This window comes from Nocardia sp. NPDC060255, assembly GCF_042727395.1.
GTDB lineage: Bacteria > Actinomycetota > Actinomycetes > Mycobacteriales > Mycobacteriaceae > Nocardia.
The window spans coordinates 37,675-56,996 of sequence record NZ_JBHXAU010000002.1 but is presented as its reverse complement, the minus strand read 5'-3'; the positions used below and the strand labels follow the sequence as shown (position 1 = coordinate 56,996).

The 19,322-nt window shown below is 67.2% G+C and carries 17 protein-coding genes; 5 read left to right on the top strand and 12 right to left on the bottom strand.

Going from position 1 to position 19,322, the window contains the following annotated elements; translation table 11 throughout:
* Positions 1–87 precede the first annotated feature (87 nt).
* Positions 88–1,557 (bottom strand): carboxylesterase/lipase family protein, encoded by a 1,470-nt coding sequence (locus ACFWF1_RS06130; RefSeq protein ID WP_379285848.1) that lies wholly within the window; start codon positions 1,555–1,557, stop codon positions 88–90.
* 70 nt (positions 1,558–1,627) lie between these two features.
* Here ACFWF1_RS06130 and ACFWF1_RS06125 point away from each other — a divergent pair, with 70 nt between their 5' ends.
* Complete coding sequence (locus ACFWF1_RS06125) at positions 1,628–2,209, top strand: NAD-dependent epimerase/dehydratase family protein (protein WP_379285846.1); 582 nt, start codon at positions 1,628–1,630, stop codon at positions 2,207–2,209.
* 3 nt (positions 2,210–2,212) lie between these two features.
* On the opposite strand, the gene ACFWF1_RS06120 is transcribed toward ACFWF1_RS06125, so the two are convergent.
* From ACFWF1_RS06120 to ACFWF1_RS06075, 10 genes are all read right to left on the bottom strand, one after another.
* Complete coding sequence (locus ACFWF1_RS06120) at positions 2,213–3,211, bottom strand: methyltransferase (RefSeq protein WP_379285845.1); 999 nt, start codon at positions 3,209–3,211, stop codon at positions 2,213–2,215.
* 71 nt (positions 3,212–3,282) lie between these two features.
* Entirely contained in the window at positions 3,283–4,425 is a 1,143-nt protein-coding gene (locus ACFWF1_RS06115) for a MarP family serine protease (RefSeq protein WP_379285844.1), read from the bottom strand.
* A gap of 75 nt (positions 4,426–4,500) precedes the next feature.
* Positions 4,501–5,493, bottom strand: a complete 993-nt coding sequence (locus ACFWF1_RS06110; RefSeq protein ID WP_379285842.1) for a 1-aminocyclopropane-1-carboxylate deaminase/D-cysteine desulfhydrase — start codon at positions 5,491–5,493, stop codon at positions 4,501–4,503.
* Between the two features lies 1 nt (position 5,494).
* Complete coding sequence (locus ACFWF1_RS06105) at positions 5,495–6,121, bottom strand: QsdR family transcriptional regulator (RefSeq protein WP_379285840.1); 627 nt, start codon at positions 6,119–6,121, stop codon at positions 5,495–5,497.
* 35 nt (positions 6,122–6,156) lie between these two features.
* Entirely contained in the window at positions 6,157–7,953 is a 1,797-nt protein-coding gene (locus ACFWF1_RS06100; protein WP_379285838.1) for an acyl-CoA dehydrogenase, read from the bottom strand.
* 61 nt (positions 7,954–8,014) lie between these two features.
* Positions 8,015–9,016, bottom strand: a complete 1,002-nt coding sequence (locus ACFWF1_RS06095; RefSeq protein WP_379285836.1) for a GAF domain-containing protein — start codon at positions 9,014–9,016, stop codon at positions 8,015–8,017.
* A 45-nt stretch (positions 9,017–9,061) separates the two neighbouring features.
* Entirely contained in the window at positions 9,062–10,183 is a 1,122-nt protein-coding gene (locus ACFWF1_RS06090) for a CaiB/BaiF CoA transferase family protein (RefSeq protein ID WP_379285834.1), read from the bottom strand.
* A 243-nt stretch (positions 10,184–10,426) separates the two neighbouring features.
* Positions 10,427–12,262 carry an adenylyl-sulfate kinase gene (gene cysC, locus ACFWF1_RS06085; protein WP_379285832.1) on the bottom strand — a complete coding sequence of 612 codons (1,836 nt, stop codon included), beginning with the start codon at positions 12,260–12,262 and terminating at the stop codon, positions 10,427–10,429.
* Positions 12,262–13,194: a sulfate adenylyltransferase subunit CysD gene (cysD, locus tag ACFWF1_RS06080; protein WP_379285830.1), complete on the bottom strand. Its 933-nt coding sequence runs from the start codon at positions 13,192–13,194 to the stop codon at positions 12,262–12,264. The genes cysC and cysD overlap by 1 nt, the downstream gene beginning before the upstream one ends.
* A gap of 145 nt (positions 13,195–13,339) precedes the next feature.
* The gene (locus tag ACFWF1_RS06075) at positions 13,340–14,236 is read right to left on the bottom strand and encodes a helix-turn-helix domain-containing protein (protein ID WP_379285829.1); all 897 of its coding nucleotides are present in this window, start codon (positions 14,234–14,236) and stop codon (positions 13,340–13,342) included.
* Between the two features lie 91 nt (positions 14,237–14,327).
* Between ACFWF1_RS06075 and ACFWF1_RS06070 the strand changes: the two genes are divergently transcribed.
* The 3 genes from ACFWF1_RS06070 to ACFWF1_RS06060 are packed head-to-tail and all read left to right on the top strand — an operon-like array spanning position 14,328 to position 17,471.
* On the top strand, positions 14,328–15,491 hold the full coding sequence (locus tag ACFWF1_RS06070; protein ID WP_379285827.1) for a hypothetical protein: 1,164 nt from the start codon (positions 14,328–14,330) through the stop codon (positions 15,489–15,491).
* The gene (locus tag ACFWF1_RS06065) at positions 15,491–16,267 is read left to right on the top strand and encodes an SDR family oxidoreductase (RefSeq protein ID WP_357384474.1); all 777 of its coding nucleotides are present in this window, start codon (positions 15,491–15,493) and stop codon (positions 16,265–16,267) included. The genes ACFWF1_RS06070 and ACFWF1_RS06065 overlap by 1 nt, the downstream gene beginning before the upstream one ends.
* 40 nt (positions 16,268–16,307) lie before the next feature.
* On the top strand, positions 16,308–17,471 hold the full coding sequence (locus ACFWF1_RS06060) for a sulfotransferase family protein (RefSeq protein WP_379285825.1): 1,164 nt from the start codon (positions 16,308–16,310) through the stop codon (positions 17,469–17,471).
* Between the two features lie 302 nt (positions 17,472–17,773).
* Here the strand turns inward: ACFWF1_RS06060 and ACFWF1_RS06055 are convergent, their stop codons facing one another.
* A complete protein-coding gene (locus ACFWF1_RS06055; protein ID WP_379285823.1) occupies positions 17,774–18,445 on the bottom strand; it encodes a PaaI family thioesterase in 672 nt (223 codons plus the stop codon).
* A gap of 214 nt (positions 18,446–18,659) precedes the next feature.
* On the opposite strand from ACFWF1_RS06055, the gene ACFWF1_RS06050 reads away from it, so the two are divergent.
* Positions 18,660–19,316: an HAD family hydrolase gene (locus ACFWF1_RS06050; protein ID WP_379285822.1), complete on the top strand. Its 657-nt coding sequence runs from the start codon at positions 18,660–18,662 to the stop codon at positions 19,314–19,316.
* Positions 19,317–19,322: the final 6 nt, after the last annotated feature.

Genomic DNA, 19,322 nt, shown 5'->3' with positions numbered 1-19,322 from the left:
TGGTCTACCTGGAATCCGGTGCCGCCGTGCTCGAAACGGTCTTCGGCGCGGTGCCTTTTGACTCGACTCGATCTCCGGGGAACTCGGTCAGCTGAGGTTGTTCCAGAGCTCGCGTTCGTCGGCGCGGGGATCGGCGACCAGTTGGGAGCGGGGGGTGTTGAAGGTCATGACGGGGCGGGTGTCGGGGTTGTAGGCGGCCCATGGGGTGCGGCCGTGCGCGAAATTCACCCAGGCGCGGTGGATTTCGGCGGCGAGGGTTTGCGGTGGGGTGTCGGGGCCTAGCAGCATCTTTGTTCCTTCGGCGGCCAGCGTGTCGAAGACGAAGGCTATTTCGATGGCGTGGCACGCTCGGAGGTCTAGATGGGTTGTGGGCCAGGCGAATTCGTAGGCGTAGGCGGTGGTGGCCGCTTCGGCCAGGCGAACGGTGGGAATGCGGAAGGCGAAGTCGGTGAGGATGGCAGCCATGACATCGCCGGGAGTCGCGTCGGGGCGGTTGGCGGAATAGGTGTCGGCGATGGCCGGGTCCAGGCCTCGGGCGGCGAGGACGTTGCTGAGGGACTCCGGGGTCAGGGCGGTGGTGAGGCCGGTGGGCGCGGAGTAGAGGCGGAATTCGTCGGCGGTGGTGCCGACGATGAGAGGGATGGTGTCGGCCGCGCCCTCGGCGATGGCTGCGAGCGGGAGCTGGGTGAGGGTGTGGCCGTCGATGGTGGGGTGGAAGGCCATCAGGCCCAAGCCCGCGGCGATGGTGGATTCGCCCCAGCGGCTCGGGTTTTGGTTGAGGGTGAAGTCGAGGACGAGGTTCTGTTCGGCCTCGAGCAGTGCGGGGATGGGAGCGGATTCCGGGGCGGTGTCGAGACGGCCGGCGAAATCGGCGGCGACCAGTCGCGCGTCTTCGAGGGTAGAGGCGATGGTTCCGTTGGCGCTCTGGATGATCGCGCGGTGGAACAGGCCCTCGGTCAAGGGGGAGGCGAGCAAGGTGGCGACGCTCATGCCGCCTGCGGACTCGCCGAAGAGGGTGACTTGGCCCGGGTCGCCACCGAAGGAGGAGATGTTGTCGCGGACCCACTGCAGGGCGGCGATCTGGTCCAGGAGGCCGCGGTTGGCGGGGGTGCCGTCGAGGGCGGCGAAGCCGATGGCGCCGAGGCGGTAGTTGAGGCTGACCAGGACGACGCCGTCACGGGCGAACGCGTGGCCGTTGTAGACCGAGACCGCGCTGGAACCGAGACGGTAGGCGCCGCCGTGGATCCAAACCATCACCGGGAGGCCCGAGGTCGACGGATCCGGGGTCCAGACATTGAGGTTGAGGAACTCGGGGCCCTCGATCGCGGGATTGTGCAGGATCGAGCGCATAGGTTCCTGGTAGCCCAATTGTGGTGCGGTGGGGCCGAAGTGGGTAGCGTCGCGCTCGTCGTCCCAGCTGGGTGCGGGGCCGGGGGCCTGGAACAGGGCGGCACCCAATGGTGCTGCCGCGTAAGGGATGCCAAGAAATTCGTGCACTGATCCGGTGACGTTACCGCGCACCTTGCCTTGGGGTAGTGCCACTACTGACGTGTGCATGCAAGTTCCTCACAAATCGCTGACGACACCTTGAACGTCTCACACCCGAGCAGATCACTAGGGTGGAATGATGCGGATCTTTCTGGCCGGGGCGACCGGCGTGATCGGAACACGGTTGGTCCCGCTGCTCGTCGCGGCGGGCCACGAGGTCGCGGGCATGACCCGATCGGCCACCAAAGCCGGCCAGGTACGCGACGCCGGAGCCGTCCCGGTGATCTGCGATGTCTACGACCTGGACGCACTGACCGCCGCCGTCGTGGACTTCCGTCCCGACATGGTCATGCACCAGCTGACCGACCTCCCCGACAACGTCGCCCGCCTCGCCGAGTCGGCCGACGCGAACTCGCGCATCCGCACCGAGGGCACCCACAACCTGATCGCGGCCGCCCACGCCGCCGGCGCGAAACGCTTCCTCGCCCAGAGCATCGCATGGGAACCCGCGGGCCGGGCCGATGTCATCCAGGACCACGACGCCGCCGTCCTCGCCATTGACGGGGTAGTCGTGAAGTACGGCCAGTTCTACGGTCCCGGTACCTATTACGAGGGCGAACTCCCACCACACCCGCGCATCCACGTGGACGACGCCGCGGCGCAAACGCTTCCACTGCTGGACGCGGCGAGCGGCGTAGCGATCATCGCCGACGCCGCCTGACCCTCATCGGATCAGCTGGAATTCGAGCAGACAGCGTTGCTCGGTCAGGTCTATCACCGTGTCCAGTACCAGGCCGTGCGCCGAAGCGAGCGTACGGAACTCGTCGATCCGACGCTCGCGCCCGCCGTACATCACGAGCATGGCGAGGTTGAATTCGCTCGCAGCCCGCATCCCGCCGACGGGTTCGATGACCAGCACGCGCCCGGCAGATGGGGCGGCCTCGACGCACCGGCTCAGGATGCGGTGGGCGTGCTCGTCATCCCAGTCGTGCAGGATGTCGACCAGCAAGTAGGCCTCCGCACCTGACGGCAGCGGGTCGAAGAAGCTCCCCGCCGTGACCTGTGCCCTCCCGTCGAGTCCGTGCGCGTTGAAGGTACGACGGGCCGCATCGGCAGTCGGTTCGAGATCGACCAGATGGCCGTGCATTCCAGGGTGCGCGGCCAAGATCGCGGCGAGCACGCCGCCCTGTCCGCCACCCACATCGACGACCGTAGAAAACCGGGACCAATCGAATCCAGCGACGATCCGTGGCAGCTGCTCGCGGAACCGGTTCGTCATCTGCCGGTCGAATGACGCACGCAGCCAGGGATATTCGGCCAGATCGGCCCAGAAGTCCTGCCCATAGCGGTGCGGGTAGGCCGCTCGCCCGGTGGTGACGGTGTGCGCGAGTTCGACGAACGCCAGCTCGGCGCGACCGCCCGCGGCATCCAGATGCAGGAGGTCGATCAGACCATTTCCGGCATCGGCACCGAGATTCGCTCCGAACTCGGTCGTCCGGTAGCCGGTGGCAGTCCGCTCGACGAGCCCGAGGGTCGAAAGATGTTCCAGCAGTAGCTCGAGCGCGACAGAATCGACGGCCAGCTCGACCGCGAGTTCAGCAACAGCAGCACCCTCGCCGAGCAGCCGATCCGGCAGCCCGAGAGTCACCGCCACCCGCAACGCCATCGGCGTAGCCAGCCCGGCCATCCGGCGGATCGAGTCGGTATCGTCGTTGCGCCCCACAAGGATCCACTGTGCCCTGCCTGTCAACCGAGAATCGGTCGTGTCGGCCGTCGACGAAAACCATGTCCGGTCTAAGCGATGCAGGCGCCAGTGCTGACGGCGGTGTCGGATTGACCTAGGTGCTGGAGTAGCTCGGGCAGGGTTGCGGCGAGGCCGATGCTGACGTCGTTGGCGTCGACGCCGAAGACCATGCCGAGGACGCGGCCCTGGGTGTCGACGAGGGGGCCGCCCGAGTCGCCCTCGTGGACCGCGCCGTTCAGCGTGTAGGCCGAGCGTTCACTGGTGCTGCTGCGGTAGATGTCGGGGACTCGGTTCACGGTTCGTTGGGTGATGCGGGCGGCGGCCGCGGTGTATAGGCCACCGGCCGGGTAGCCGAGCACGATGGCGTCCGCGCCGGACTTGGCCGGCTCGGGTGCGACAGTGACCGGTGGCGCGGTTAATCCTGGGACCGCGAGTACTGCCAGGTCGAGGACCGGGTCGAATTGCACGACGGTGGCGGGCAGGGGACCGCTGGGAGTGTCGACCGAAACGTTGCTGGTGCCTGCGACAACGTGTGCGTTGGACAGCACGCGCTCGGGGGCGATGACGAAGCCGGAACCGAACTGTTTGCGCGCGCAGGCGGGTGCCGGACCGGAGACGCGCAATACGCTCTTCTGCAGGTCGGCGGGGACGCTGCTGTCGAGGACGCTCGGATCCGGCGGGGCCAGCGGAAGGACCAGTCCGGCATCGACCAGGGGAGCGGTGAGCTTGCTCGACAGGCTCGCCAACCAGTACGGTGCGACGTCGTCGACTGTGCGGACAACCCGCGAATCGTGCACGGCCGAGGCCAGGCTGGGCGCCATGGTCAACGGCACCGCGAACAGCCACACCGCGAGCGGCACCGCGGCGGCGTGCACGAACGAACCGCCGACCGCATCCGCCCGCTGCGCGGCCGGCCCACGCACCGCCCGGCGCGCGACGTGCCCGAGTCGATGGCCTGCGGTTTCACCAACGGCGACCAACGCGACGATGAGCAGCACGACAATCAGCAGCCGGAGGGGACCGGGTTCCAGATGGGAGAGTGCCACCGTCGCGATGACAACCCCCAGCCCAGCGCCCACGAGGACGCCGAGCAGGCCGAGCACCGCGGTGATCGCACCTCGGCGCCAGCCGACGAACGCCGCCAGCACGGTCACCGAAAGCGCAACGAGGTCGAGCCAATTCGGCAGGGTCACGCCTCCAATGTACTGACCGGCACCGACAGGTCGAGATTGTCCGATTCAGGCTGTGGTCTGCGGTAATGCGGCGAGTTACCGCGGTCCGTACGTGTTGAGGAACAACACAGGTCCGGTACCGAACCCAGCCGTGTTGTCGAGGTGCAGCACGGCCGCCAAGGCCTTGGCGGTGTACACGGTCTCGAGCCGCAATCCGTCCTGCGCCGCCAGGCTCTGCGCCTCCCTGGCGGCGGGAGTCGGGTGACCATAGCCGGGGCCGAGCCAATCCGTAGTGATGGTCAGATCGTCCGGTCCCAAGCCGGTCGGCTCGAATTGCGCACCACGCGAACGCAAAAGCCGCTCCGCACGCCCTGCCAGCCGGGCGATATGCGGGGCATCGAGGGGGAGCGAATCATTGACAACCACCCCGACGACGCGCGTCCGCAGCCCGGCCAACCGCAGCCCGAGCGCCAAACCCGCTGCGGTGCCACCGGATCCGACGGCCGTCACGATATGGCTCGGCTCCGGCAGCGCACCCGCCGCGATCTGCTCGGCTAATTCGAGCGCGCCTTCGACGTAACCGAGCGCACCGATCGGCGACGAACCACCCACCGGAAGGAAGTACGGCCGGACCCGACCTTGCATGTGCCGCAAATACAACCAGGGTGCAGTCACCATGGTCCGCCGCTTGGTATGCGTGAAATGTATTGTGGCACCGGACTTCTCCAACCGCCGCAGCTGTTCGCGAACATGGTCGTCCATCGGCTGATCGACCAGCGCGAGCACCGTCTCGATGCCCTGATCACGTCCGTACAACGCGGTGGCGAGCCCCCAATTGGTGCCCGTGCCACCGACGGTGAAGATGGTCCGCGCCCCGCGTCGATGGGCTTCGGGCAGCAACCATTCCAGCTTGCGAACCTTGTTGCCGCCCCACCCGCCGTCACCGTAGCCGCTGTCGTCCTTGCACCACAGCGGAACTCCGGTCCCGACCTCGAGCGGCCGGATCGGCGTCGGCGCGGTACCTAGTCGCACATACGGCAACGTGTCGGCGAGAGCAGGAAAATGCTTGTGCAGCAATGAGTCCGACATGTCAGCTTCCGGTGGGAGGTCTGGTGATCGCCTCGGGGATGCCGAGCAGCGCGGCCTGTACCTCGTGCAGCCGGTCGACATCCCCTCGGATGCCTGCGACATTATCGTTGTAGAGGAATGCCTCGCCCAGGCGGACCAGTGTGTAGGCCAACAGGTCCGGCGCCACCGGGGGCCGGTAGCCGTCTTCGCGTTCGGCGCGGGCGATCAGTTCACGCACGGTGGTGACCACCAGCGGCTGCACCGGCCCGTCGCTCGCGGTGAGAATCCGCAGCCCGGACAGGGGCTCGTTCTCGAAGTACCGCCGGAACGGCACGTTGTCGGTCATCCAGCGATTGACCCGGTACAGCACGTCGAGAATGCGCCGGGCCCCGGTGGAACGCCGCCGGGCGTCGGCACGGGTGAGCAGCGCCGCGAACTCACCGGCCAGCACCGTGCCGAGCACGCCCTCCCGCGAGCCGAACCAGCGGTAGACCGAGGCGCGACTGAGCCCGAGCTGCGCGGCGATCGCCTGGATGTCCACCCGCTCGCCGGCCAGGAAGGCCTGTCGCGCAAGGTCGATGACCTCTTCCCGGGTGGCCGACGCCGGTCGTCCTGGCGGGCGGGTGGTTCGCTGGCTCGGGGTGGTCATCGGAAAATGGTACATCCTTCGATGCGTGTACCGAATCAGAACCAGGCGTCGCGCATTTCCAGCGTGGTGACGTCGAGCCGGGCGAGCAGGTCCAATGCCGGTGCCGTCTTGGGCAACTCGAACCGGTAGAAATACCGGGCCGCGTGCCGCTTGCCGTCGTAGAAGTCGCCGGTGTGTGCGGCGGCGGCCAGCCACTGCTCCAGCCAGATCCAAGCGAGCACGATGTGGCCGAAGGCCTCCAGATAGACCGAGCTGTTGGCCAGCGCGGCCTCGAAGTCGCCGGTGGCGAACAGTCCCGCGGTCACCTCAACCAGGCGCTGCCATGACGAATCCAGTTGCGCCGCAAGCTCGGCCGCCTCGCCGCCGGCCGCGCGGGCGGCGGCCACGGTGCCCTGCACTCGTTCGTTGAGTGCGAGGAGACTCGCGCCGCCCTGCTGGGTTACCTTGCGTCCCAGCAGATCCAGACCCTGGATGCCGTGCGTCCCCTCATGGATCGGGTTGAGCCGGTTGTCGCGGTAGTGCTGTTCGACGTTGTACTCGCGGGTGTAGCCGTAGCCGCCGAGCACCTGGATGGCGAGATTGTTCGCCTCCAGGCACCATTGCGACGGCCAGCTCTTGGCGATCGGCGTCAGGATGTCGAGCAGCAGCGTGAGCGCGCGTTTCTCCTCGTCCGAATCGGTGGTGTGCTGTTCGTCGACCAGCCGGGCACAATAGAGCACGAGCGCCAGCGCACCCTCGGTATATGACTTCTGCGCCAACAGCATTCGCTTGACGTCCGCGTGCTCGATGATCGGCCGCTGCGGGGCGGACGGGTCGGCGGGCAGCTTCGCCCGACCCTGCTCGCGGGTGCGGGCGTAGTCGAGGGACTCGAGGTAGCCGGTGTAGCCGAGCGCGGACGCGACCATGCCGACGCCGATCCGCGCCTCGTTCATCATGTGGAACATGTAGCTGAGCCCGCGGTGCGGCTCGCCGACCAGGTAACCGATCGCGCCCGCCGCGCCGTTCGGCGTCCAGCGGCCCTCGCCGAAGTTGAGCACGGTATTGACGGTGCCGCGAAAGCCCATCTTGTGATTCAGCCCGGCCAGCGCGACATCGTTGCGTTCGCCGACCGCGCCGTCGTCGTCGACGAGGAACCGCGGCACGACGAACAGCGAGATGCCCTTGGTGCCCGCCGGACCGCCGGGGATCTTCGCCAGCACCAGGTGCACGATGTTCTCGCCGAGCTCGTGGTCGCCGCCGGAGATCCACATCTTCGTGCCGAACAACCGGTAGGTGCCGTCGTCCTGCGGTTCCGCGCGAGTGACGATGTCGGCCAGCGACGAACCCGCCTGCGGCTCGGACAGGCACATGGTGCCGAAGAACCGGCCCTCGAGCATCGGGCGGACGAACCGCTCGGTGAACTCCGGACCGGTATGGGTGAGCAGCAGATTCGCGTTCGCCACGGTGAGGAACGAGTAGCCCGAGGTGCCGGGGTTGGCCGCCTGGAACCAGGCGTAGCTCGCCTGCGCCACGGTGATCGGCAGCTGAGCCCCGCCGAGGTCGTAATCCATTGCCGCGGCGGGCAATCCGGCCCTGGCGAAGGCGGCCAGCGCGGTCGCGACCTCGGGAATGATGGTGACCCGTTCGCCGTCGAAGGTCGGCTCGTTCGCGTCGTTCAGCTTGTTGTGCGGCGCAAAGTATTTGGTGGCCAGCTGCTCGCTGAGCTCGAGCACGGCATCGAAGGTCTCGCGCGAATGATCGGCGTAGCGCCCACGTTTGGTGAGCTCCTCGACGTTCAACCACTCGTAGAGCAGGAAGTCGAGATCGCGCCGGGAAAGCAGCGTGGAACGCATCAGCCGTCCTTTCGAGACATGTGACAACTACTGTATCTTACGGTCGAGCGGGTGAGACGGGCTAAGTCGGCGGCTCGACGCGAGACAGCCTGACCAGGGCGGTTGCCACCTCGGGTGCTCGGCTCAGCAGTACCTGCCTGGCCTCGACGGCGACCGTCATCCAGTGGCCGTCGGTGTCGCGCAGCCGGACGGTGCCCGTCACCGGACCGGCGGGCAGCGCGCGGGCGATCCGCCGGGCGATCGGCAGATCGTCGGGATGCAGCGCCGGATCGCGCCCCGGATCGCCGGTAAGTTCCCAAGCAACGCCGGGCATTTCGTCGGTGAGCCAGCGGTACGCGGTGAGCGTCTTCAAGTCGACGAGCGCGTGGTAGACGCCGGGCTCGGCACCCAGCTCGGCCTCGACCAGGGCCTGGGCGAAGGTGCGCGGCGGCAGCGGCGCGTCCGCGTCGTCGCCCTCGGTGATGTCGTGGGTGAGGCCGTGCAGAAACCGCTGTCCGTCGACCATGCCGCCGCGCGCGACCCAGTTGATATCCCGGCGCACCTGGTCGTCGCGGGTGATCTGCCAGGTGGTCTGATACACCAGACTCTCGTCCGCCGACAGCGCGGCGGCCAGCGCCTCGGCCTGATCGTCGGCGGCCGTTACGTGCCGCAGCGAGGACACCCGGGATATCTCGTCTCTGCGTCGCTCGGGCGGCACCGCGTAGATATCGTGCATCTCCTCGGTCGCCAGCGCGGTCATCTTTTCCAGATTCCAGTCCCACGCGCCGGAGCGGGTGCGCGGCGGCACGGGATCATCCAGCCGGCCGATCCACAATCGCACGCCGTGCACCATGTGCAGGACGTTCGCGACAGGCTCGGCGATGACATGCTCGTCGCGGGTTCGGGAGAATTCTTCGTAGCGCTGCCCGGTCTCGCGGATCTGGGTGATGGCATGGTCCGCAGTGCGAAGTGCTTGGCCCCGCAACACTTTATCGAGCGGTTCGAGGCCGACCGGCTCGCGGCCGATGGCCAGCACGGTCGGCGCATCGCGAATGCACTCGATCAGCAGCCACTCCCCGCGCATCTTTCAAAGGTAGAGCACGGGAAGCGGCTTCGAGCCGAAGTCGGCTCAGCTGGTCACGCGATCGATCTGCTCGGCTTGAACACCCCAGCCGGACAGCAGCTTTCGGACCTGTTCCGGGTCCGCGGACAGCGGTGCCGGGGTATCGATCGGAGTGCGGTCGAAACGCGGCGCCGGCGCGGGCTGGAGCACGCCGTTCACCTCGATGAAGGCATTGCGAGCCTTGTTGTGCGGATGCTCGTGCGCCTCCCACGGGCTCAGCACCGGGGCCACGCAGGCGTCGGTACCCGCGAACACCTCGGCCCATTCGTCGCGGGTGCGCTCCTTGAACTTGGCGCCGAGCACCTCTTTGAGCTGCGGCCAGCCGTTCTTGTCGAGCTGGAACGGCAGGTCGGGGTCATCGATGCCGAGGATGGCGAGCATCTGGTTGTAGAACGGGATCTCGACGCAACCGACCGCCATGTACGCACCGTCGGCGCATTCATAGGAGTCGTAGAACGGTGCGCCGCCGTCGAGCATGTTCTCGCCACGGGGAAAGTTCCACAGGCCGAGGTGGTGCAGGCCGTGCATGGACGCGGTGAACAGGGCGGAACCGTCCACCATGGCCGCGTCGACCACCTGGCCCTTGCCGGAACGTTCGCGCTCGTACAGCGCGCCGAGCACGCCGAGCGCGAGCAACAGGCCACCGCCGGCGAAGTCGCCGAGCATGTTCGCGGGCGGCACCGGCGGTTCCCCGGCGCGGCCGACGAGCCCGAGCGCACCGGAGATCGCGATGTAGTCGATATCGTGACCCGCGGTGCGCGCCAGTGGGCCCTCCTGACCCCAGCCGGTCATCCGGCCGTAGATCAGGCGCGGGTTGCGGGCGGCCAGGTCGGCGGGACCGAAGCCGAGGCGTTCGGCGACACCGGGCCGGAACCCTTCGATGAGCACGTCGGCGTGGTCGGTGAGCGCGAGTAGCGACTCGCGGTCGGCGGGCTGCTTGAGATCCAGTGTGATGCTGTGCTTTCCGCGATCCAGCGGACCCTCCGGCGAGACGATGCCCGCGCCGGGCGCACCACCGCGGTCCACTCGCAGCACCTCCGCGCCGAGATCGGCCAGGATCATCGCGCCGAACGGGCCGGGCGCGAGACTGGCGATCTCGATGACTTTCACTCCGTGCAGTGGTCCCATGTCTCCGCTCTCTGTCGTCCTCGACGAGGGCATGCGGCGCTGGCCGAACCCCGCCCGTCCGGATCGGTGTTCCCGAGGGTAGGCCCGCTCGGGGGTGTCGCCAATGACCGTCGCGCTCGATAGGGGGTGACCGGAGCGCTCATCACTGCAGCGTGTTGGGCATTCTGCCAACCCAGGCCGACAGCCGTTGTCGGGTGGCACAGGCCCCTTCGCGAAATGTCCTGTGCCGCTCGACTGGGCGATCTAGTCCAGCCCGGACAGGCGGGCGAGAATGGTGGCCGCCATCGCCGCCGGGTCGCCGTCGTCGGGGCGGAGGACGAGTTCGGCCTCGGTGGGTGCCTCGTAGGGGTCGTCGATGCCGGTGAAGCCGCGGATCTCACCGGCGCGGGCCTTCGCGTACATGCCTTTTGGATCGCGGGCCTCGCAGATGTCCAATGGGGTGTCGACGAAGATCTCGACGAAGGGGATGCCTGTCTCCAGGTGCGCCGCGCGAACTCGATCGCGGTCGGCGCGGTACGGGCTGATCAGCGAAACCACCGCTACCACACCGGCTTCAGCGAACAAGCGGGCGACTTCGCCTACACGGCGGACGTTCTCGACACGATCGGCGGCACTGAAGCCGAGGTCGGCGTTGAGTCCGTGCCGCAAGTTGTCGCCGTCGAGCAGGAAGGCGGGGCGGCCCGCCGCGACCAGTCGGCGTTCGAGTTCTACGGCGACGGTGGACTTTCCGGAGCCGGACAGGCCTGTCAGCCAGACGGTGAGCCCACGGGTCGCGCGCTCCTCGCGGCCGACCGCGGTGGAATGCCAGACCACCCGCGACGACGGCAGGCTCGGGCCGGTGATCATGCCCGCGCCGACGGTGTTGTTGGTGGTGTCGTCGACCAGGATGAAGCTGCCGGTGAACCTATTGCGGCGATACGGATCGAACAGCAGCGGCTGCCGGGTACGCAGCTGGACGCGACCTATTTCGTTGAGCGACAACGATTCCGCGTTCTCGTCCCGATGCAGGGTGTTGACGTCGAGCCGGTAGTCCAGTGTCCGCACCTCGACGGTGGCGGTGCGGGTGGTGTGCCGAATCGTGTAGGTCGAGCCGGGCGTGAGCTGTGCTTCGTCGGCGAACCAGCAGACCATCGCGTCCAGATCGCGTCCCGCGGTGGGCCGGTTATTCGGCCGGCAGATCATGTCGCCGCGGGACACGTCGAGGTGGTCGGCGAGCTGCATGGTGACCGCTTGCGGCGGAAAGGCTTCCGCCACTGCCTTGCCGCCCGGACCCCAGATCGCCTCGACGGTGGTGGTGAATCCCGAAGGCAGCACCGCGACCTCGTCGCCGGGCTTGAACACGCCGCCGACCACCGTGCCCGCGTAGCCGCGGAAATCCTGTGCATGGCTGCGGGTTACGTACTGCACCGGGAACCGCGCGTCGATGAGGTTGCGGTCGGAGGCGATGTGCACCTCTTCGAGATGGTGCAGCAGGGGAGTGCCCTCGTACCAGGGCATGCTCGCGCCGCGGTGCACGATGTTCTCGCCGTCGAGCGCGGACATCGGCACGAAGGTCAGGTCGAAGATGTCGAGTTTCGAAGCGAACTGGGCGAATTCGGTCCGGATCTCCTCGAACCTGGCCTGTGACCAGTCGACCAGGTCCATCTTGTTCACGCACAGCACCAGGTGCGGGATGCCGAGCAGGCTGGCGAGGAACGCGTGCCTGCGGGTCTGCTCCACCACCCCTTTGCGGGCGTCGACCAGGATCAGCGCGAGGTCGGCGGTGGACGCGCCGGTCACCATGTTGCGGGTGTACTGGATGTGGCCGGGGGTGTCGGCGATGATGAATTTCCGCCGGGGCGTGGCGAAATAGCGGTGCGCCACGTCGATGGTGATGCCCTGTTCGCGTTCGGCGCGCAGTCCGTCGGTGAGCAGGGCCAGGTTCGGGTAGTCGTCGCCGCGGTCGCGGCTGGTGCGCTCCACGGCGGCGAGCTGGTCGGTGAAGATCGTCTTGGAATCGAAGAGCAGGCGGCCGATGAGGGTCGATTTGCCGTCGTCGACGCTGCCCGCGGTGGCGAGGCGCAGCAGTGTTGCGGTCATCAGAAGTAACCCTCTCGTTTGCGATCTTCCATGCCCGCCTCGGAGATTCGATCGTCGGCGCGGGTGGCGCCGCGCTCGGTGACCCGGGCCGCGGCGACCTCGGTGACCACCTCGGCGGGGGTGGCCGCGGTCGACTCCACGCAGCCGGTGCAGGTGGCGTCGCCGACCGTGCGGAACCGCACCGTCGTCTCCGTCGGTTCCTCGCCGTCCAGGAGTTCCAGAAAGCGAGTGTGCGCCAGCAACATTCCGTCGCGCTGCACCACGGGGCGGCGGTGCGCGTAGTAGAGCGGCGGCAGGTCGATGCCCTCGGCGGCGATGTAGGTCCAGATGTCGAGCTCGGTCCAGTTCGACAGCGGGAACACCCGAATGTGTTCGCCCGCACGGTGTCTGCCGTTGTACAGGTTCCAGAGCTCCGGTCGCTGGCTGCGCGGATCCCACTGGCCGTACCGGTCGCGGAAGCTGAAGACGCGCTCCTTGGCACGTGCCTTCTCCTCGTCGCGTCGCGCGCCGCCGAAGACCGCGTCGTAACCGCCCTCCTGGATCGACCGCAGCAGCGTGGTGGTCTGCAACCGGTTGCGCGAGGTGCGCGGTCCGGTCTCTTCGACCACGCGGCCCGCGTCGATATCGTCCTGCACGCTGCCGACCACCAGTCGCAGCCCGAACCGCGCGACCGTCTCGTCGCGGAAGGCGATCACCTCGTCGAAGTTGTGCCCGGTGTCGATGTGCAGCACCGGGAACGGCAGCGGCGCAGGCCAGAAGGCCTTGGCCGCCAGGTGCAGCATCACCACCGAGTCCTTGCCGCCGGAGAACAGCAACACCGGACGTTCGAATGTCGCCGCTACTTCACGGAATATATGTGCCGACTCGGCCTCGAGCGCGTCCAGATGAGGCAGCTCGTAGGTGCTCGCCGTCGACTTCGCGTACTGGCTCACACCGCAAAACTAGAACACGTTTCGATCGTTGGCAACAGCTCGCGGCGTATCCGACGCGGCGTGCTGTCATTCTCGGCGAAAACCGTTTCACATTCCGGCGATTGCTGGAATCGGGGTCGGCGGACCGTGGCGCGTGGCGCGCGGATCACGGCTGCGGCGCCGTCCGCGCAGGTCGGCGACCACCCGAAGCGGCGGTCACGGCGTCCGCCGCCGCGACGAGAGCCGTTCCGCGCCGGTCGATTTCGGCACCGGTGATGGACGCGCCGACATACATGGTCAACACCATGTTCTGCCTGCCGTCGCCGCCGTAGGTCGGCGCGGCGAGCAGGCTGACGGGGTGTTCCTTACGCGGCCGCAGATCGGTGCCTACATACACGCGCTCACCGAGGCTGGTCACCAGCTCGCCGACCAGTTCGCGCAGCTCATCGGGCAATTCGCGGGCCGCGAACCCGGCCAGCATCGAGTACAGCCTGCCGCCCGCGGTGGTCAGGCTTTCGACCAGATACCCGCGCGCACGGCACTCCGCGACGATCTGCCGCAGGCGCGCCTCGTCCTGCTGCAACGGCACGGTCGCCGGTTTCGCCAGCCAGGCGTTGAACGCCGCGTCGGTATTCCACAGCACGTACATCAGGCCGACCGGCGGCGCGAAGTGGTAGGCCGCGCCGACCTTGACCAGCCCCGGCCCGGTGCTCTCCAGGACCATGATCTGCTCGCCGACCACGGCCGATGCGGTGCAGGTGGTGCGGTACCGCGCGGTGAGTTTCTCCAGCTCGATACGGGCGAGCGCGGAAATCGCGAAGCTGTCCTGGGCCACCCGGCCCGCGGCGATCAGCGCGGGTCCGAGGCCGTAGGTCAGCGTGTCGGCGTCGCGGACCAGGTAGCCGCCCGCGGTGAGCTCGGTCAGGATGCCCAGGCAGGTGGGTTTCGCCAGGTCGAGCGTTCGCGCGAGCTCGGACAAGCCGAAGCGCTTGCCGCGCTGCTCGACGAGGAAATCCAATACCTGCACCACCCGCACGGTAGGTGCGGATCTACGGCCGACCATTGACCACTCCTAGAACACGTTCTAATCTTGCCTCAAACGAAATGTACCAGAGTGGTACATATTTGGAACACCGCGATTCAATGGAGACCTTTTGCTGACACAGCCGTTCGCGGAAGCCATCGCCGCCGCCGAAAAGATCATCACCGAGGCCGCGCACATCCGCACCGAGCAGGACCTCGTCGAGGGCTACGACTACCTGGCGGGCAGCATCCGCGCGGCCCTGCAGATGGCATGGGCGTACGAGCGGGACTTCCCGTTCTTCGTCCAGTCCACCGGGCCGTACACGAAAATGGGCCTCGACAACCCGGACACGCTCTACTTCCACTCCTACCTGCGACCGGACGCGGAATACGTGGTCACCGGAAAGCGTGGCACCACAAGGGATCTGAGCTTCCAGGTGCTGAACGGCAACTACTCGCCGGTGGACGTGCCCGACAGTCTCACCGCCTTCGACGACCGTTCGCTGGAAGTCGGTCCGGACGGTTCTTACGAACTCCGGCTCGGTCCCGGCGAAGCGCGCCCGGGATATGTGCATCTCGCCGCGGACTCGGCAATGCTGGTGGTCCGCGAGGTCTACAGCGATTGGCCGAACGAAAAGCCGGGTACGATCCGGATCGCGCGGGTCGACGGCATGGGCGACGCGCCGCCGCCGCTCACCAAGGACGTGCTGACCAAGCGGTACGGCGTCGCGGGCAAAATGCTGATCTCCCGGCTGAAGACCTTCCTGGCCTTTCCCGAGTGGTTCTATCTGAATCTACCGGTGAACACGATGACCGAACCTCGTTCCACGCCGGGCGGTCTCACCACGCAGTTCTCCTCGGCGGGCCATTACGAGCTCACCGACGACCAGGCGATGATCATCACGGTGCCGAAATCCGATGCGCCGTACCAGGGTTTCCAGCTCGGCAGCATGTGGTACCTGTCGCTGGACTACATCAACCACCAGACCAGCCTCACCGCCGACCAGGCGCGCGTCGACCCCGACGGGATGATCCGGCTGGTGGTCAGCGAGCGAAATCCCGGGCTGGCGAACTGGATCGAACGCACCGGGCACGAGCGCGGGTATTTGCAGTTCCGCTGGCAGCGCCTCGCCCGCGACATGAAGCCCGAAGACGGTCCGACGGTCGAGGTGGTATCGGTCGACGAACTGGCGCAACGACTTCCGTACTACGACCAGGCGCGCGTCACGCCGGAAGAATGGCGCGCACGAATCGCGGTACGGCAGGCAGCCGTCGCGGAAAGGATGCTCGGCTGATGTTGTTGCAGGACAAAGTAGTTGTCGTCTCCGGAGTCGGCCCCGGGCTCGGACGCGCCATCGCGGTGCAGAGCGCCAAGGCAGGGGCCGACGTGGTGCTCGCGTCGCGCACCGAATCACGGCTCACCGAGGTGGCCAAGGAAATCACCGAGCTCGGCAGGCGGGCGGTGGTGGTGCCGACCGACATCAACGACGAGGCCGCCGCCGTGCATCTGGTCGAGGCCGCGCACAGCGCGTTCGGCCGGGTGGACACGCTGGTGAACAACGCGTTCGCGATCCCGCCGATCACCGACCTCGCCGACGTCGACCTCGATCAGGTGCGCGCCGGTTTCGAGACCAATGTGCTTGCGGCGCTGCGGTTGACGCGACTGTTCATTCCCGCGCTCACCGAGTCCAACGGTTCGGTGGTGATGATCAACTCCGCCGTGCTGCGCCATTCGCGACGCACCTTCGGTCCCTACAAGATGGCCAAGGCCAGCCTGCTCGCGCTGGCGCAGAGCCTGGCCACCGAGCTCGGGCCGCGCGGCATCCGGGTGAATACCATTGCCCCCGGCTACATCTGGGCCGACAACCTGAAGTGGTACTTCAACTATCTCGCCGAACAGCGCGGCATCACCGCCGACGAGGTCTACGCCGAGACGGCCAAGACCATCGATCTGCGCAAGCTGCCCGAGCCCGACGAGATCGCCGACGCCGTCGTGTTCTTCGCCTCGCCCATGGCGCGCGCGATCACGGGGGCGTGCCTGGATGTCAACGGCGGCGAATACCACCACTGATCGGGTGCGTTTGTCGCGCACCACTACTGAGGAGATGACGTTGATCGGTAGGGACGATGTCGGGACCATCGATGATCTGCACGCGTCGGCGACCAGGGTCGTCGGGCTGGACGATTTCGGTGCCGACGACTACCGCGCCGGGCTCGAGGTGCTGCTCGAGTCCTATGCCAAAGATGCGGAGCTGACGCCGTTCGGCAACAAGGTGAATCGCGCGTTCCTGCGCGGGGCGCTGATCGCCCGGCTGCTCAGCGAGGCCGCGTGGCAACGCTTCCCGGAGCACGCCGAGGTGACGATCGAGCGGCCGATCTTCGTGACCGGACTGCCGCGCTCGGGCACGACGGCGGTGCACCGGCTGCTCAACGCGGATCCGACGCATCAGGGCTTGGAGATGTGGCTCACCGAGATGCCGCAGCCGCGGCCGCCGCGGGAGACCTGGGCGAGCAATCCGGTGTATCAGCGGATCGAGGCGGCGTTCGAGAAGCATCACGTGGAGCATCCCGAATTCATGGGCGTGCACCATATTTCCGCCGACCAGGTGGAGGAGTGCTGGCAGTTGCTGCGGCAGTCGGCCATGTCGGTGTCCTACGAATGCCTCGGGTATCTGCCGAGCTACTCCGAGTGGCTGCGCGAGCAGGACTGGACCGGCGCCTACCGCAGGCATCGGCGCAACCTGCAGTTGATCGGTCTGCCCGATGCCGGACGGCGCTGGGTGGTGAAGAACCCCAGTCATTTATTTGCACTGGACGCCATTTTCGAGGTGTATCCGGACGCGCTCGTCATCCAGATGCATCGCGATCCGCGCACCATCATCGCCTCGGTGTGCAGTCTCAACGAGCAGGCCTCGGCCGGCTGGTCCGACAAGTTCCGCGGCCCGGTAGTCGGTGCCGCCCAACTGGATCTGTGGGCCCGTGGCGCCGATCGCTTCTTGACAGACCGCAAGCACCACAACGCCGCCCAATTCTGCGACGTCGACTACGACGACTTCGTCGCGGATCCGATCGGCACCGTCGAATCCATCTACCGCCACTTCGACCTGCCCCTGACCGAGGACGCGACATCGGCGATGTCGGCCCTGCACACGGAAAGCACTTCCGGCGCAGCCCGTCCCGCCCACCGCTACACCCTCGAGGAATTCGGCCTCACCGCCGACCAAGTCGACGAGCGGTTCGGGGCGTATCGAGCGGAACACTTCCCAGGACGCTGATCGACAGCGTTGCCGCACAAGACAAACGATGCATCCATGCACCGCATGCAGCAACCGGGCCCACGGACGACTCCACCCGCTCCGTGGGCCCGAACCTGTAACACCCTGACCAGCAAGCCATCTCATGCATAAATGCAGAGCACGCAAATCAGCCGCGATTAATGGACCCAGGCCCGCCCTGAGACGCGTTGCGTCGTGGCCGCGGAGGGTTTCGCCTGTCGCGCTTGTTTCTTGCGGCTGCGCACGAAATTGTCGGCTGAATTGTGCGCGGGCGGCGGAAGAGTGCGCGGGGTTGGGTTGGGTTAGGGCTGGCCGGGCTTGAGGGTGATGAAGAGGCCGTGGGCTTCGGCGCAGAGGCGGTCGCCGTCGTGCAGGGTGGCGCGGACGTAGACCTTGCGGCCCTCTTGGCGTTCGGCCCAGGCGCGGACCTTGAGTTCGGTGCGCAGCGGGGTGATGGAGCGGTAGTCGACGGTGAGGGACGCGGTTCTGGTCACCTGGCCGCCGTAGACCGCCGCGGCCATGCCGAGCAGGTCGTCGAAGGCGATCGCGATATGGCCGCCGTGCGCGGCGTTGTTGCCGCCGAGGTGGTAGGTGCGGAAGGTGATGCGGGCGTCGACGCCGTCGCGGCCGACGTGATCGAAGACGAACGGCGGCAGCGTGATGTTGCCGCGGCCGGGCAGGTCGTGCCTGGTCCAGTTGGGCGTGGACCACTCGTCGACGATCGCGGCGTCCAGCTTGTCGTTCAGCTGCTTGAGCAGGCCGATCGTCTCGACAGCCAGCTCGTCCGAGGGGGAGGCGAGTCGCACGCGGTCCATCAGCCCGCGTACCTGCTCGATGAACTCCCCGTAGTGCGGTCCACCGCGGGTGATGTCGATGTTCTGCTCGTGCGCGTCGATCAGCTCGCTCATCGGCCGGAACGCGCCCTCGTGGTGCTCCTCGCTCGGCAGCGATTCACCGGCCTGTTGTTCGGTCATGCAGAACACGTTATAGGTTGCCCATCGAATGCTCGCATTTCGGGCCGACTTGGGGGTTTCGTGGGCCGGTCCGGAGCGCCCGGTGTGGCCTAGGCTGGTTCGCGATCATCAATCCCGGTTACTCAGGGGGAACCAGAAGGTTGGCGGCGCGGTCTCGATGAACGTCGGCCAGCGAGCGTAATGACAGGTCCGGCTGGCGAAAGGCGTTGGGTAGATGGGTATTACGGCAGTTGTCTTCGACATGGACGGCGTACTGATCGACTCCGAGCCGGTATGGGAACAGGTTCGCCGGGACTACGTTGCGGAGCGGGGCGGGCAATGGCTACCCGACGCTCAGCAACGGTTGATGGGCATGAGTACCAAGGAATGGTCGGAATACCTGAGTACCGATCTGGGCGTCGACGCCTCGCCGGAAACCGTGGCGCGCGACGTGATCGAGCGAATGGCCGCGCACTACGACCGGGAAGTCCCGCTGCTCCCCGGCGCCATCGACGCGGTCCAGCGGATGAGCGAGAAGTGGCCGCTCGGCGTCGCCAGTTCCTCACCGCGCGCGCTGATCGACGTCGTCCTCGGCCGCACCGGCCTGATCGAATTCTTCAACGTCACCTTCTCCACCGAAGAGGTGGACCGCGGCAAACCGGCCCCGGATGTCTATGTGGCCGTAGCCGCCTTCCTCCGCCAACGCCCCGCCGACTGTGCCGCAGTAGAGGATTCGAGCAACGGCATGCGCTCCGCCCACGCCGCGGGCATGCGCGTCATCGCCGCCCCTCGCCCCGAATACCCGCCGGCCCCCGACGCTTTGGCGCTGGCCACCCACGTGATCACCGACCTCGCGGAACTGACTCCGACCCTCGTCACCGACCCCGCCTGAGTCGCC

Bases quoted from the DNA above. Each gene is read 5' to 3' on its own strand.
- ACFWF1_RS06130 (WP_379285848.1), bottom strand. From the start codon at position 1,557: ATGCACACGTCAGTAGTGGCACTACCCCAAGGCAAGGTGCGCGGTAAC.
- ACFWF1_RS06125 (WP_379285846.1), top strand. From the start codon at position 1,628: ATGCGGATCTTTCTGGCCGGGGCGACCGGCGTGATCGGAACACGGTTG.
- ACFWF1_RS06110 (WP_379285842.1), bottom strand. From the start codon at position 5,493: ATGTCGGACTCATTGCTGCACAAGCATTTTCCTGCTCTCGCCGACACG.
- ACFWF1_RS06105 (WP_379285840.1), bottom strand. From the start codon at position 6,121: ATGACCACCCCGAGCCAGCGAACCACCCGCCCGCCAGGACGACCGGCG.
- ACFWF1_RS06100 (WP_379285838.1), bottom strand. From the start codon at position 7,953: ATGCGTTCCACGCTGCTTTCCCGGCGCGATCTCGACTTCCTGCTCTAC.
- ACFWF1_RS06095 (WP_379285836.1), bottom strand. From the start codon at position 9,016: ATGCGCGGGGAGTGGCTGCTGATCGAGTGCATTCGCGATGCGCCGACC.
- ACFWF1_RS06090 (WP_379285834.1), bottom strand. From the start codon at position 10,183: ATGGGACCACTGCACGGAGTGAAAGTCATCGAGATCGCCAGTCTCGCG.
- cysC (WP_379285832.1), bottom strand. From the start codon at position 12,262: ATGACCGCAACACTGCTGCGCCTCGCCACCGCGGGCAGCGTCGACGAC.
- ACFWF1_RS06075 (WP_379285829.1), bottom strand. From the start codon at position 14,236: ATGGTCGGCCGTAGATCCGCACCTACCGTGCGGGTGGTGCAGGTATTG.
- ACFWF1_RS06065 (WP_357384474.1), top strand. From the start codon at position 15,491: ATGTTGTTGCAGGACAAAGTAGTTGTCGTCTCCGGAGTCGGCCCCGGG.
- ACFWF1_RS06055 (WP_379285823.1), bottom strand. From the start codon at position 18,445: ATGACCGAACAACAGGCCGGTGAATCGCTGCCGAGCGAGGAGCACCAC.
- ACFWF1_RS06050 (WP_379285822.1), top strand. From the start codon at position 18,660: ATGGGTATTACGGCAGTTGTCTTCGACATGGACGGCGTACTGATCGAC.